This is a genomic window from Psychrobacter glacincola (genome assembly GCF_904846075.1).
GTDB classification, from domain to species: Bacteria; Pseudomonadota; Gammaproteobacteria; order Pseudomonadales; family Moraxellaceae; genus Psychrobacter; species Psychrobacter glacincola_C.
This window is the reverse complement of the sequence record NZ_CAJGZH010000002.1, coordinates 156,129-171,124: the sequence shown is the minus strand read 5'-3', so window position 1 is coordinate 171,124 and position 14,996 is coordinate 156,129. Positions and strand designations below refer to the sequence as shown.

Here is a 14,996-nt window from a genome sequence, read left to right as displayed (position 1 = left end):
TAAATTCGTCAATATTGGCAAACAGAGGCAATATGGCAGCGATGCACGGCAAAACTATGAAGGAACATCCACTCAAAACTATGTTACAGTCTAAAACTGATAGCAAATAGCACTATAAAGTAGAAAATTACCACGTAACTGAACACAATCTGTTTTTGATCAAAAAGGATATCTGATGAGCGCATTACAACAGCTTCGTACCATGACCACCATTGTCGCTGATACTGGTGACCTTGCCGCCATTGCGCGCTTAAAACCTATCGATGCGACCACCAATCCAAGCCTCATTACCAAAGCACTCCTCCATCCTGACAACCAAGGCATGCTGTCAGAAACCATGAGTCGTCATAATGGCAATATAGATGCAGTGATTGACGCGCTGACCATTCAGGTTGGCTGTGATATTTTAGAGCTTATTCAAGGCCGCGTCTCTACCGAAGTGGATGCTCGTTTGTCTTATGACACTCAGGCGACGATTGATAAAGCCTTAGTATTTATGGAAGCTTACCAAAAAGCAGGGGTTAACTCAGAGCGCGTATTAATTAAAATGGCCGCGACATGGCAAGGGATTGAGGCAGCACGCTATCTTGAAACCCAAAATATTCACTGCAATTTAACGTTGTTATTTGGACAGCATCAAGCAATTGCCTGTGCCGATGCAGGTGTGACATTGATATCGCCTTTCGTTGGTCGTATTTTAGACTGGCAAAAACGCCAACAAAATCGTCAAAACGTGCCCGCTTCTGATGATATGGGCGTGCAGTCTGTAAAGCGCATTTATCAATACTACAAGCAGCATAACTATAATACGCAAGTGATGGGCGCAAGCTTTCGCTCGACTGAACAGATATTAGCGCTAGCAGGGTGTGATCTATTGACCATCGCGCCTGACCTTATCGACGCGCTGGCAGCGATGGATACTGAGGTGATACAGCAACTGTCACCTAGCATGTCATTAGATGTAGCCGACATGAAACGCGTGAGTCTAACGCGAGAGGAATATAGTAGCGCCTATCAACAAGACACGGTTACACAAGATTTATTACCAAAAGGTATCGACGGCTTTATTGGTGCTCGTGATGAGCTTGCTCAGATGTTAGCAGCGATGCGTCATTGATATGAGCGTCGAGCGTTATAAACAGTGATGAGTATGATCAACATTTTACAAACCTCAGTCGCAGGTTATAAAAGAAATTTGCCTGCTAATAGTAAGTTGGCTATCATGGCTCACTTCTCACAACAAGAAGCAAGGCTTGATTATGAAACGGCTATCAGTGTTATTAGTGGGTGGTGTTCTAGCAGTCAGCACGCATGCAGTGAACTGGTCAAAAATATCAGAAAGTCCTACTGGATCAATTTTTAGCTTAGACTTGGACTCTATTGAAAGCTCCGACATCAATATCATAGACGAAAAAAATGTCGAAAACATCACCGTATCTATCCGCAGAACATACCCTGCACAAAAAGATGAAACAAAAGTAGATAAGGAAGGTAAAGAAAAAGCGATTCATCATAGCGATCAGCAATTGCTCATCTCTTGTAAAGACGCCAGTTACTATAAACGCGCTTACGTTAACTATGATGCCAATAATAAGGTATTAGAATCTTGGCAATCAGAAAAACCCATATTAACCACCAAAGATTTTAAGATAACCAAGCCAAAAACGATTAGTCGTATGCTAATAGAACAGGCGTGTAAAACTTACCTTACCAGCAAGACAAGTAACGTACGTTAAGACAAAGCAAATACAGGCAATTAAAAAAGCGTTGCCAGTTTTAAGCCTTTAAAACCGTATAGACAGGCACTGGAAATTCGCCATGCAAATCAACCAAATCTAGCAATACTAACGCCCCCACCACGGTATGGTCTGCCGATTTACACAGCTCATAAGCGGTGGTTAAAGTGCCACCTGTGGCTAAAATATCATCGACCAATAGCACGCGCTCAGGCGGTAGATTGTTTTGCATCTCAAGCGTGTCTTTACCATATTCTAGAGCATACGCTTTATTGGCAACGGGCGGTGGCAGCTTACCGGGTTTACGTAGCAAAATCATCCCTTTGCCCAATCGACCTGCAAGCAAACTTGCAAAGACAAAACCACGCGCTTCAACTGCCCCTAGACAATCTACCTCGTCCATCACACCTTCAGGCAGTGCGGCGAGCAATGCATCTATCACCTCATTAATATGACTGCGCAGTAACGGCGTAATATCATAAAAATCAATGCCGACTTTCGGGAAGTCTGGTACTGTGCGAATCACTTGCCAGAAGGGATGATCCGTATTGAGCTTATTAGACGACTCATTTTCGACATTTTTAGATGTAGCGGCAGCATTAATGCTCATGGTAACCCTTAGCGTATATGACTTAGATAATGTAATTTAGATAATAATATATCAACGATAAATGATGGCTAATACTGTGAATTTAGCGGCGCTTATTATAACATAATTGATAGAAATATCGCAGTTGCGCACGTAAGCGTACAGGTGCTTACTGACAGACAGAAGACCTAAACCCCTTGATAAAAACCAATCAATCTCAATATACAAGTGTAAACTTAACGACGAAAATCACGGTTATATGCTAAACTATGTGCGCTTTTACAGTCTCATTTAACGGCTGTGGTTGCAAGTATGCACGTCAAAAACACCCTGTAACACGGATTATAAACACTGATAATGCTCGATAGGACTATTTATGAAACGTTATGAATGTATCGTCTGCGGCTGGATATATGATGAAGCACTCGGCTGTCCCGAAGAAGGGATTGCGCCAGGCACTAAATGGGATGACATCCCTGATGATTGGACCTGCCCAGAGTGCGGTGTGGGCAAGCTTGATTTTGAGATGCTTGAGCTGTAATAGACGACCCTCTAATTAGGACACTTCATGACAACATCGAATGACATCAAACCATCGGCAACCCTACAAGAAGACTTAGGTGGCTACCCTACTCCTGAGTGGCAAAAGTTTGGCGCGCACCAATGGCGAGACTCTGACCTTAGCAAGCATCTGTATCAATCAATGATTGATATCGGCGATGGCATTGAGCTGTGTGTTGAGGCAGGTGGCAATTCTAATGATCCACCACTGCTCATGATTATGGGACTTGGCTCACAGATGATATTTTGGCCAGATAATTTTATCAAGCGCCTTATTGATGCCGGTTTTTTTGTCATTCGTTTTGATAATCGTGATATTGGTCTGTCTTCTAAAGTGCAGATTGATGGACTACCGCGTATCAGTCAGCTAAAAATGATGATGCGCCTGCAAACGGGGTTGTCCAATAAAGGTACGCAAGTGGCTTATAATTTAACAGATATGGCAGAAGATACCGCTCGTTTGATTAAGGCGTTGCAGTTGGGGAAAACCCATCTGATTGGGGCTTCGATGGGCGGCATGATTGCGCAAATCGTAGCGGCACGTTATCCAAGTTTAGTACAGCGCATGGCGTTGATGTTTACCACGACCAACCGTGCATTTTTAAAACCACCAAAACCTAGGCAGCTATATACCCTGATCAACCGCCCTGAAAGTCATTCTGAGCGCGATATCGTGCGCCATAGCGTGTGGTTTATGAAGACAGTCGGTACGCCTGGGCATGTCAACGTACGTATGGTGCGTGAAATTGCCAAATTGCGTTATCAGCGCAACTTTCATCCGCTCGGCACGGTACAACAGCTCAATGCTATCTTGGCATCAGGCTCTATTAGCAGGTTTAGCAAGCAAGTCAAAGCGCCGACTATCGTACTGCATGGTAGCGCAGATGGACTACTGCCCGCCTCACAAGGTCGTGTGGTTGCCAAGACCATTCCGAATGCCAAGTTTCATTTAATCGAAGGCATGGCGCATGATATTCCTGAATACTATCAACCTTATATGGTCGATTTAATCAGCAATCATTTATTAGACGAATAATTTTAGTTGTCACACAATTCATAAAAAAGAGCGTAAACCCTATGAATCAATAGTAGGATTTACGCTCTTTTTTATGCTGGATATTTTACCTAGGTCATTAGATCATGTAGGTCTTTATATTTGGACGCGCCGCTTAATCACAGCCCACTCCTGTGCCCTCTTTATCGATACACATTTTATTGCCGTTTTTTAGATTGCCAATCCACGCTTTACCACCAGTAAAGGTGAAGGCGGGTTTGCCTTGATAAAGATCACCAGCTGACACACCGCTATTGGCAAAGCGAAAAGGAATCACCAACTCGCCACCAAGATTAACAAAGCCCCAGTTTTCATCGATGCGCACGCCAGCCAAGCCTTCGGCAAAGGGACGCACCTCGTCAAAAGAATAGGTAATCATGGTCACATTATTATCATCGATAAACCCCCATTTGCCATCTTGCTGACGCGGTTGTAGCATCGTAAAGCGATTGGGAAGTGTCTGGTTGGATGAGGATGCATTGCCATTAGCGCTGGCAGGTGCTCGTGGCGTCGTGGATTGCTCGTTGTTACTACCATTTGGGTCACTGGTCGTTTTGCCGTTTTCATCAATCCAACTGATCGCTTGATTTTTACGTACACGGGCGACACCATTTTGGTAATCATCAATGTCACTAATCGCGGATGAAAACGGCACGATGGTTTTGTTACTAGTAGTAATGACCCCATATTTACCATCCTGCTTTACCACGATACGCCCGTTAGAGACGGGACGCGCCCAACCCTGTCCTTCTTTAAGCACATCATACATCGCAGGTACTACTTCACGACCTTGCATATTAAGATAACCGACATGACCATTGCGCAATACAGGCAGTAAACCTGCCGATATCTTACTGGCATCGACTTTTTGATAACGTGATAAATCAACGACGCTTTTGCCCTTACTATTAATCAGAGCAACTGGCGCGCCGAAATCTTTTGTCGCCAAAAAATAGCCGCTATTTGCCGTACAAGCCACGTTTTTATAATAACTTTTTGGAATTTTGCAACTGGCCGCTTGTACGCTTGGCGCCATAAATAGCGTACTAGCAAAGATGGCTATAGCAAAACCAGATGTCGATAGTCGTTGTTGTAGGGATAATGAACGTCGCAACATAGATGAACCTAGGCTAATGGTATTGAAGTACTTGAGGTAAAGACTAATAAGAAACTATCCTGTTTTATTATGCCACTACAGAGATTATAAACCACTAGATTAACAAATAGTGATAACCACGCCAACATCGTTCCTGTAAGGATGTCTCCACCATATATTCGTATTGTTATAGAGATTTTCTTATATGAGTGAAGCTTAAGGTCATCATTGATTTTATACCTAGCATATACAGAGATAAAACCTAATATCTTGATAATAAATCAAACAATAAGCATAAATGATGGTTTGACCATTTCATTTTAGCGTCAAAACCTAGACAATACGGCTTGTATTAGCGTCAGTATTCATTGGCGTCATCGTTGATACAGTAAGATAAAATAATAATATGGATATAAGGACATTATATGGCGATTGCTTCTTCACGCTCTGCCTCTACTGGGTTGGTCATTGGTTGTATTATCTTTGGTCTAGGTAGTTTGATTGTCGCTCACGTTGATATTGGCGGTTGGGCAATGGCATTTTGGCGCTTGGCTATTTCAGGTGTCGTATTCGCTGTATTGGCCAAAATCATGGGACAGCGTCTACCCCGCTCAAGGCGCGCTATTTTTTATGGTTTATTATCAGGTGTCTTTTTAGGCTTAGATCTGGCGCTCTGGCACGAGAGTATTTATGCAGTCGGCCCTGGCATCTCAACTTTACTGAATAGCCTACAGATTTTCTTTTTAGCCGCCATTGGGTTCTTATATTTTAATGAACGCCAATCTATATTGCAGCTCATCAGTTTGTTTTTAGCCATGTTTGGTGTGGCCATGATAGGCAGTCCTGAGTTTGCGCATAACAGCGCCGCCACTTGGGGGTTCATCACTGGTATCGTTTCAGGGGCAATGCTAGCGGCATCGATGACCTTTATCCGTAAGACCCATGATACTGAACCCACACCCATATTTATGCTGATGCAGCTGATTAGTATCGGTGGTGTATTGGCGATGATTGTTCCCATGTTTGTGTTTGATATGGGTCATATTTTGCCAAACACTTGGTCTGAGATTGGCTGGGTGCTCATCTACGGTACAGTGATGCAGTGCTTGGCATGGGGTTTAATTGCTTACTCCATTCCTAAGCTGTCTTTGGCGTTAACTGGGTTATTATTATTATCAGAACCCATTGCCGCACTGGTCATTGATTATAGCTGGCTGGACAAACCGATTAATAGCTTACAGTGGAGCGGTGCTCTGTTGACCATGTTTGCAATCTATTTGGGCTCACTGAAACCTAAGCCGCGCGCCCTACGACGTTATCGGTTTTTCTCAAAATTTTACAAGCGAGACTACAAGTAGCTTTTATTCTGCATTTTTATCGTGCACTTGCTGCCACTCCATAAAAAGCGCCCATGCTACCGATAGCATGGGCGCTTTTTATGGAGTGATATACGCTGTTATCGTCGTTATCTGATAGGTATAAAACCTCAGCATCATAAAAGCTGATTACTTAGCCAATGATTGATGAGCAGCCTTCGCTTCAGATCCTTGGTTAAATAACGCATTTAAGACAATCGCTGCCAAAGTCGCCGTACCGATACCGCCCAAATCAAAGCCGCCTAAATGCAAACTAAAGTTACCGGTACCCATAATAACGGTCACGGCCGCGATAATTAGATTGCTGTTTTTGCTAAAGTCGATACGACTGTCTATCCAAATTTTGACGCCTGCAATAGCAATCAAACCGAACACCACAATGGACGCACCGCCCAATAAAGCGGCTGGTATCGTCTGAATGATGGCACCAAATTTCGGTGATAGCCCTAACAAAATAGCTACCACGCCTGCCACGACAAATATTGTTGTGCTATACACCTTAGTCACCGCCATCACACCGATGTTTTCAGCATAAGTCGTCACACCAGTACCGCCAAATCCTGCTGAAAAGGTGGTTGCCAAACCATCAGCAAAAAATGCTCGACCCATATAAGGCGTGACACGAGCTTTGGTCATACCTTCGACAGCCTTAAAATGCCCTAAGTTTTCAGCCACCAAAATAAAGGCCACAGGCGCAATCAGAATAATAGCACTCATCTCAAAGCGAGGCGTATGGATACTAGGTAAGCCAAACCACGAAGCAGCTGCCACACCACTAAAGTCAATCGCCGTACCAAAACCCATGACGTTGGTCATGATAAAATAGGCAAAATAGGATAATATTAAACCAACCAGTAATAGCAGACGACGCAGCATACCACGTGTAAAGACAGCCACACCACTGATGAGTAATACAGTCAAGGTAGCCATCCAAGCATCAAACTGATTGGCAGACACCCCTTGAATGGTCACTGGCGCTAAGTTGAGACCAATAATCATCACAATAGCACCAGTAACGATAGGCGGCATCAAACGCTCAATCCAGCCAGTACCCGTTTTCATCACCAGCAGCCCAATTAACGCATAAATGATACCGCAAGCCATGATGCCGCCCAAAGCGACATTCAAATTACCATTGAACCCTGCGCCTGCATAAGCTGTCACAGCGATAACGGGACCAATGAAAGCAAAACTTGAGCCCAAATAGCTCGGCATGCGCCCACCAGTGATCATAAAGAACATCACCGTACAGATACCTGACATCAAAATGGCTAAGTTGGGATCAAAGCCCATTAACAGCGGCGCAAGCACGGTCGCACCAAACATCGCAAAAGTATGCTGTACACCTAATAGCACGCTTTTTGACGGTGGCAAATATTCATTGATACCGACTGGATCACGATCTAAATCGCCTTGATACGGACGCCATGTCGGAAACCAGCGTCCATTTTCAAAGTCTGGATTGTACGGAGGACTGATCGCCGCAGCCTCTAATCCAGGTTCAGCAGATGGTGCTTGAGCGCTGTTTTCTAAAGGCGAGGAAGGGTCTTTTTGAGAGGGCATACACGCTTGTCCTATGTAAACTGGGCTAAAATAATAGACAACAGTAAATGAAAAATAAAAATTGCTTTAAATCAGGGCATCAATCGGCAAGAATATGTGGCTAGAAATTATAATAACGAGTAAAATCCGCATCTTTTCATTTATAATATGTCGCCCTGACTCATTCATTTATGTTGCAATATGGCAAACCAAAAGTATTATTTGGTATGATGACCATGTTTTGGTAGATGTATGTGGTCGGATATGTTTAACTAAAAAACGGTTATGGTCGCTTATGACTCAGTGTACTCTGCAGCGACAATCAACTTACAGGATGTTACATAGCCATTAGCTCCGAGCATGATAGCGGAGTTTCAAAACAAATAAAAGTTATTATTCAATCACCATTTTTCCTCTTTTGCGTTAATACTTCCATGGGCGGTGCTTCCTCTATACCTTTGTCGGTGCTATAAGCGAGAGCTGCCTGTTATATTCTCAATGAAAGTGCCTAAAGCAGCTATACAACATGTTAGTGCACTTAAAAAACTTGGTAAGTTATTATGATTAGTGTTTTTGATTTATTTAAAATCGGTATTGGCCCATCAAGCTCACACACGGTAGGACCCATGGTCGCCGCCAATCTTTTTTTGGGCTCATTAACCAAGCAAACAGAGCTGAAGGCTATTACAGGTGTTGAGATTGAGCTTTATGGCTCTTTGGCAGCCACAGGCAAAGGACATGCAACCGATACTGCTATATTGTTAGGGCTGCTTGGGCATGCTCCTAGTACGATCGATACCCGTTTGACCAGTCAATATTTGTCACCGATTTTTTCAGACAAACAGCTCAATATAGCAGGCACGCATGTTATTGCCTTTGAGACAGAGCGCGATATTCACTGGTATGACGAAACCGTTTTGCCCTACCATCCTAATGCTTTGACTATCCGCGCATTATTGACCGACGGCAGTCATTACCAACAAACCTATTATTCGGTAGGTGGCGGCTTTGTTATCAATGAAGAAGATGCCACCAATCCGGATGAAGATAACGCCACGCCGACCATTGACGCCATTCCTTACCCCTTTAATAGCGCCGCAGAATTGCTGGAGCAATGTTGTCAACACCACTTAAGCGTTAGTGAATTGGTATTGGCAAATGAATGTCATTACCGCAATCAATCAGAAGTTTTTGCTTATTTAGACTCTATTTGGGAGTCAATGCAGGACTGCGTGACGCGAGGCTGTCAAAACAGTGGCATATTACCTGGTGGCTTGGATGTAAAACGCCGTGCCCAAGCATTACATCTACAATTGTGCGCCGAGAAAAACCAACCCATTACCAAAAATGACAAACTCGCTGCCATGGACTGGATTGATTTATATGCCTTGGCGGTCAATGAAGAAAATGCCAATGGTGGAAATGTCGTCACTGCCCCCACCAACGGTGCAGCAGGTATTATTCCTGCGGTGATGCATTACTATCGTGACTTTTTATCAAGCTATAGCCAAGATGGTGCACGCAAGTTTTTGTTAAATGCGACTGCTATTGGCAGTTTAATCAAACAAAATGCCTCCATCTCTGGCGCTGAAGTTGGTTGCCAAGGTGAAGTTGGTTCTGCTTGTGCCATGGCAGCTTCTGCATTGGCAGAAATCTTGGGCGGTGATCCAGCTAAATGCCTTAATGCGGCTGAGATTGGTATTGAGCATAACTTAGGTCTAACATGCGACCCTGTAGGCGGTCTAGTGCAAGTGCCTTGTATCGAGCGCAATGCCATGGGCGCCGTCAAAGCTGTCAATGCGGCACGACTTGCTTGCCGCGGTAATGGACAGCACTTTGTCTCTTTAGATAAAGTGATTGAAACCATGAAAGTCACTGGTGCGGATATGCTAGATAAATACAAAGAAACCTCACGAGGCGGTCTTGCCGTTTATGCAGACAATCGTATCCCTACTGCCACTCATGGCGTCAGTGTAAAATATAGTCAGTGCTAGAGCGTTCTCTAAATTCGATTGACTGTTATCCAAATGGGGATACGTTCTAACATAACGATCGTTTAATATAGCTTATCCTGACATCACATTCCCAAGTATTTGCTAAAATAAAAAAGACCCCTAATTCTGTATTAGGGGTCTTTTTTATTTTGGTCAAATATGCTCATCAACTAGACATGCTCAATGATTCATTACTCAGCTGTTTTTGAAACCACTTCGTTTAGAATCCAAACTGGCTTAGCCATGTTAGTATTTTCATCCATCATGACTTCTTGGCGAACATCTAGAATATAACGATAGTTTGGCTCATAAGTGAAGCCCTGAATATTACCGTTTAAAGGTGTGTAGTTTTTCTGATAAGTCTGACGATACTGTAAGCATTCTGCTTCAACCTTAGTACCCTCAGCTGTTGACAGCTCACAGACGGCTTTCAGTGGTGCTACTTCTATTTCAAAACTTGGAATGTTAACCACTTTAACATTCATAGGTTGCCCATCGACAACCATCGTACGTTCGTTATCCATACCCATGGTAGAGCAACCTGACAGGCAAAGGCGGTCATTACTGCTGCAAGTACTAATTTTTTCATTATTAAATCCTCAGTTAATTGTTATAAATACATTATTAATGGTTTGAGATTATTGTTTTGGACACATCATGCTGGTAAATATATTTTAAAAATATCAGTCAATTTTTGCGATGGGTGTAATACTACTGTCGATATTGAGCCAAGCAAGAGTATTCACCTGATTTAGCTTTACCGAATAAACCTATTAAGTCTCAATAATGTCGTCTATTGTTTGTTTACTGAGGTCAGTATAGAGCGCAACTCGTCTTCTGCTCTATAACTGCTTTGTAAAGTAACGTCAGCTTTTGCAACTGTTGTTAATCGCGCGTATTGAATAGTAGAGTAAATTGATACTGAGAAAAATTTACACATCAAAAAGCCAGAGTGATAGTCACTCTGGCTCAGTTATTCATTAAAAAGTATTTTACTTAGCTGACAGTGATAACCCTTAACTACGATAATCCGCATTAATTTTGACGTAGTCATATGATAAATCGCAGGTGTATACCGTATCGCTAGCATCGCCGCGAGCAAGATCGATATGAATGGTAATCTCAGGGCGACTCATGACGGTCTTACCTGCCGCTTCCGTATAACTAGGGGCGACACCACCATTCTGGCAAATCATGACTTCATCTAGATAAACATCCACTTGTTCCGTATCCAAGTCTTCGATACCAGCATAACCCACTGCCGCTAAGATACGACCCCAATTGGCATCGCTAGCGAAGAATGCGGTTTTGACCAACGGTGAATGCGCGACCGCATATGCCACATCGCAGCACTCTTGCGTTGTTTTGCCATCAGTGACGTTGACGGTCATAAACTTGGTAGCACCCTCGCCATCACGTACGATTAATTGCGCCAGACGGACAAACACCTCGGTCAAAGCCGAAAATATAGCCTGATAATGCGGATGTTCTGGACTATCAATGATATCTGAGCTGGCAGCACCCGTGGCGATCAACACACAGCAATCATTGGTTGAAGTGTCGCCATCGACAGTGATGCGGTTAAAAGACTGCTCATTAATGGCACTTAGCATTTCTCGTAATAGGTCAGCAGCGATATTGGCATCAGTTGCCACATAGCCCAACATGGTCGCCATGTTAGGGCGTATCATGCCTGAGCCTTTTGACATACCTGTCACATGATAGCTAATACCCGCCACGTCGATTTTTTGGCTAGCGAGCTTCGGAATCGTATCTGTGGTGCGAATACCATTCGCCGCGGCAAGCCAATTGTCAGCCCCCAAATTGGCAAGTGCATTATCTAAGCCCGCGATGACCGCATCGCTATTTAATGGCTCGCCAATGACACCGGTCGAGAATGGCAATATTGCATTACTATCCACGCCAGCCTTACTCGCCAGAGCGGCACAGATATCAACGGCGCGACGTTTGCCATCAGCGCCCGTCCCAGCATTAGCATTACCCGTGTTGGTCACCAAATAGCGCGGGCTGGCCTTGGCAAAATGCTCGCGTAATACCCGTACAGGCGCTGCACAGAAGGTATTTTTGGTAGTCACAACCGCTGTGGTCGCGGTATCAGCGATCTCAATTACTACTAAATCATCTCGGTCTTTATAGCGTACGCCTGCGGCAGTGGCGCTTAGCTTGATTCCTTCGATAGGATAAATAATATCAGGTACTGCAACATTTCCGACTCCCATGGTTTAACCCTTATTGTGAAATTTTTATCATTATTTATCACGGATGATGCGATAAACACTGAGGTGCGTTGAGCCTTCAACCATGATGCTACGGCTGGTGAAGTATCAAACGCGACCTATATAAATATTACCGTTTTTTTAAATCAAATGCCGACCAAATTGGCGCATGATCAGACGGTTTTTCCATCGCCCGTAGCTCATAGCTAATCCCAGCATCAACACAGGCCTCAACAAGATCCGAGCTGCACAAAATATGATCGATACGCAAGCCACGTTTCGGCTCATCATTGAACCCACGACTGCGATAATCAAACCAGCTATATAGCTCTGTGCTCTCTGGATAATGTAAGCGATAGGTATCTGTCAGCTCGCGTGACATCAGCGCCGCATACCACTCGCGTTCTTCTGGTAAAAACGAGGTCTTCCTATTTTTCAACCAGCGCTTAGCATTGACGTCGCCAATGCCAATATCAGTATCTTCTGGGGCAATATTCATATCACCCATGATTATGAGCGAGCGACCTTCTGCTTTTAGGGTATCGATATACGCCATTAAATCTGCATAATAAGCCCGCTTCATCGGGAATTTGGTCGGATGGTCTTGGCTCTCTCCTTGTGGAAAATAACCATTGAGCACATCAATTTCACGACCGTCAAATTCATAGCGGGCATGGATAAAACGCTTCTGTGCCTCGTCATCTTCACCAGGGAAACCTTTTTGCACAAATATAGGTGCAACCTTGGATAGTAGCGCCACACCATAATGGGCTTTTTGACCAAAGTACTCTACGTGATAGCCCAGACTCTCTATATTCTCTAGGGGGAATTGCTCATCATGTACTTTTGTTTCCTGTAGACCCATCACATCAGGATCGATCACTTCTCGCACAGCCTCAAGCTGATGTTGACGTGCGCGAATACCATTGATATTAAAACTGACAAAACGGGTCATAAATTATCCTATACTAATTGATGAAAATACGGTGCTAATATAAAGAAATGGGCTATGAAAGTGCACAATCCGCTATCATAACAGACGTCGACCGACCTAACTGTTGCGCGCCCTGATATCTTAAGCTAGAGTAGTTGTGGTTAATATGGCTGCTATCAAATTTTGGCCATCGAATCATGAACATCGAACAATATTTATTAAAACAATGACCGAGCATCTTTATGATAAAAAATAACAGCAAAAATACAAACACAGTGGCAAGTGTAGACGGCGAATATACGCCATTGTTTACCAAAAATTATAACGTCTATATTAACCATACTGATGCCGGCGGTATAGTCTACCATGCCAATCATTTGGTGTTTTTTGAAAACTGCCGCCGTGATTGGTTTGGGGAACTGAATTTGAATGGGTATTTTTTGCAGACTGACGATGGAGAAATTCAGCATTTTGTCGTCAGTCAAGCAGACTTGCAATACAAAAGAGCTATTTTGTTAGATGAAGTCATCAGTGTGCGCATCGATAAAGTCGAGTTAAAACCTGCCAGCATTATCTTTTACCAGAGCATTTATCGTCACAGCCCAGACAGCCTTTCTTCTGATTATGCTAATAGCAATGCTAATGCTAGCAGCTTATTAAGTAGTGGCAAAATCGGCATTGCTTGTGTGCAAAACCAAGTCAAAACCAAACCGCTATCCAATAGTAAGGCAGATACTGCGGTTGCTAGTGCCACGCCCATGCGCCCTATTCGTGTTCCAAAGCATTTACGCGATGCCATTGAGCAAGCGATCCACGAGCAGCTGAATGCTTAGTGGCTGGATAATTAGTAGTTAGATACTTAATGATTGGATATTTAGTGGCTGAATAATTGGCGATAATGACTTATGCATCTTCATAATAATAAACCGATACTGATATTCGAGAATATTCAGGTACATAGTAAACGTACAGCCAGCATACCTGCCTATAATGATAACAAGGTTGGCGATAAAAGTATTAATAACAAAAATATGGAAGCCATAGAAGCCACAACATCTGCGCTATCTACCATTTATCAAAGATGGATCAGCAAACTAAGACCAAACACTGTCTCTCAGCCAATCATACCTGCTCATCAACGATTATTAATCGATGGCGCCACAGGCAGGCTGTTAGCAGGTCAAGTAACCGTGTTGACAGGCGGTTCTGGTAGTGGTAAATCGGTATTATTACGGGTATTGGCTGGACTATTGCCAATGAGCGGCGGCAATGTGCGTTTGCGCCGTGATGACCAATCAACCAGTAGTGCTTATTGTAGTATCCATGATACTGCACCGATACAGTGGCGCACGCACGTTGCCCTACTCGCCCAGCACCCACAATTATTAGAAGGCAGTGTACTTGAGAACTTGCAAATGCCTTATCAGCTACAAGCGCATCAGCACCTTGACTTTGATATCGACTGGCATATCGCACAGCTTGAGCAATTGCAACGCAGCGCTGACTTTTTGCAGCAAGAAGTCTATCATCTATCGGGCGGCGAGCGGCAACTGGTCAACACGTTACGCCTCTTACAATTGAACCCACGGGTGTTGTTACTAGATGAGCCTACTGCGGCCCTAGACAGTGACACATCAGCCCAGCTCGTCAATCTACTCATGAATTGGTTACAGGCAGATAAGCAGCGTACATTACTGTGGGTAACTCACGATACACAAGACATCATGCCGTTAGCCGATCAGCATTGGCAGATGCAAGCAGGGGCATTAACTGAGATATTCTAATGTTGAGCTAAGCCTGTCATGTCACTCTTTAAGATGACTTTTCTTAACAAATTCGCATTAACGTCTATCTTATATTCGTCAGTTTATATAATG

At 43.7% G+C, this 14,996-nt stretch carries 14 protein-coding genes; 8 read left to right on the top strand and 6 right to left on the bottom strand.

The window, feature by feature from the left end; translation table 11 throughout:
* The first annotated feature begins 175 nt into the window (after positions 1–175).
* Positions 176–1,117, top strand: a complete 942-nt coding sequence (locus JMW85_RS06905) for a transaldolase (RefSeq protein ID WP_045454919.1) — start codon at positions 176–178, stop codon at positions 1,115–1,117.
* A gap of 142 nt (positions 1,118–1,259) precedes the next feature.
* Complete coding sequence (locus JMW85_RS06900) at positions 1,260–1,736, top strand: hypothetical protein (protein ID WP_045454922.1); 477 nt, start codon at positions 1,260–1,262, stop codon at positions 1,734–1,736.
* A 40-nt stretch (positions 1,737–1,776) separates the two neighbouring features.
* On the opposite strand, the gene JMW85_RS06895 is transcribed toward JMW85_RS06900, so the two are convergent.
* Complete coding sequence (locus JMW85_RS06895; protein WP_055124107.1) at positions 1,777–2,346, bottom strand: adenine phosphoribosyltransferase; 570 nt, start codon at positions 2,344–2,346, stop codon at positions 1,777–1,779.
* A 355-nt stretch (positions 2,347–2,701) separates the two neighbouring features.
* Here JMW85_RS06895 and JMW85_RS06890 point away from each other — a divergent pair, with 355 nt between their 5' ends.
* Both JMW85_RS06890 and JMW85_RS06885 read left to right on the top strand, forming a co-directional pair.
* Positions 2,702–2,866, top strand: a complete 165-nt coding sequence (locus JMW85_RS06890) for a rubredoxin (protein WP_011280463.1) — start codon at positions 2,702–2,704, stop codon at positions 2,864–2,866.
* 27 nt (positions 2,867–2,893) lie between these two features.
* Positions 2,894–3,922 carry an alpha/beta fold hydrolase gene (locus tag JMW85_RS06885; protein ID WP_201581278.1) on the top strand — a complete coding sequence of 343 codons (1,029 nt, stop codon included), beginning with the start codon at positions 2,894–2,896 and terminating at the stop codon, positions 3,920–3,922.
* A gap of 133 nt (positions 3,923–4,055) precedes the next feature.
* Here the strand turns inward: JMW85_RS06885 and JMW85_RS06880 are convergent, their stop codons facing one another.
* Positions 4,056–4,976, bottom strand: coding sequence for a WG repeat-containing protein (locus JMW85_RS06880; protein WP_374190037.1), 921 nt, complete (start codon positions 4,974–4,976; stop codon positions 4,056–4,058).
* Between the two features lie 485 nt (positions 4,977–5,461).
* Here JMW85_RS06880 and JMW85_RS06875 point away from each other — a divergent pair, with 485 nt between their 5' ends.
* Positions 5,462–6,394 carry a DMT family transporter gene (locus JMW85_RS06875; RefSeq protein WP_045447840.1) on the top strand — a complete coding sequence of 311 codons (933 nt, stop codon included), beginning with the start codon at positions 5,462–5,464 and terminating at the stop codon, positions 6,392–6,394.
* A 147-nt stretch (positions 6,395–6,541) separates the two neighbouring features.
* On the opposite strand, the gene JMW85_RS06870 is transcribed toward JMW85_RS06875, so the two are convergent.
* Positions 6,542–7,975 (bottom strand): solute carrier family 23 protein, encoded by a 1,434-nt coding sequence (locus JMW85_RS06870; protein WP_201501342.1) that lies wholly within the window; start codon positions 7,973–7,975, stop codon positions 6,542–6,544.
* A gap of 539 nt (positions 7,976–8,514) precedes the next feature.
* Between JMW85_RS06870 and JMW85_RS06865 the strand changes: the two genes are divergently transcribed.
* Positions 8,515–9,948: an L-serine ammonia-lyase gene (locus JMW85_RS06865; protein WP_201581277.1), complete on the top strand. Its 1,434-nt coding sequence runs from the start codon at positions 8,515–8,517 to the stop codon at positions 9,946–9,948.
* Between the two features lie 191 nt (positions 9,949–10,139).
* Here the strand turns inward: JMW85_RS06865 and JMW85_RS06860 are convergent, their stop codons facing one another.
* The 3 genes from JMW85_RS06860 to xthA all read right to left on the bottom strand — a co-directional run bounded on the left by JMW85_RS06860 (position 10,140) and on the right by xthA (position 13,140).
* The gene (locus JMW85_RS06860) at positions 10,140–10,478 is read right to left on the bottom strand and encodes a DUF4377 domain-containing protein (protein ID WP_227681698.1); all 339 of its coding nucleotides are present in this window, start codon (positions 10,476–10,478) and stop codon (positions 10,140–10,142) included.
* Between the two features lie 486 nt (positions 10,479–10,964).
* Positions 10,965–12,188, bottom strand: coding sequence for a bifunctional glutamate N-acetyltransferase/amino-acid acetyltransferase ArgJ (argJ, locus tag JMW85_RS06855; protein WP_201581276.1), 1,224 nt, complete (start codon positions 12,186–12,188; stop codon positions 10,965–10,967).
* A 127-nt stretch (positions 12,189–12,315) separates the two neighbouring features.
* Complete coding sequence (gene xthA / locus JMW85_RS06850; protein WP_201501345.1) at positions 12,316–13,140, bottom strand: exodeoxyribonuclease III; 825 nt, start codon at positions 13,138–13,140, stop codon at positions 12,316–12,318.
* Positions 13,141–13,361: 221 nt separating this feature from the next.
* Here xthA and JMW85_RS06845 point away from each other — a divergent pair, with 221 nt between their 5' ends.
* The gene (locus JMW85_RS06845; RefSeq protein ID WP_201581275.1) at positions 13,362–13,952 is read left to right on the top strand and encodes an acyl-CoA thioesterase; all 591 of its coding nucleotides are present in this window, start codon (positions 13,362–13,364) and stop codon (positions 13,950–13,952) included.
* Between the two features lie 72 nt (positions 13,953–14,024).
* On the top strand, positions 14,025–14,903 hold the full coding sequence (locus JMW85_RS06840) for an ABC transporter ATP-binding protein (protein WP_201501347.1): 879 nt from the start codon (positions 14,025–14,027) through the stop codon (positions 14,901–14,903).
* Positions 14,904–14,996 lie beyond the last annotated feature (93 nt).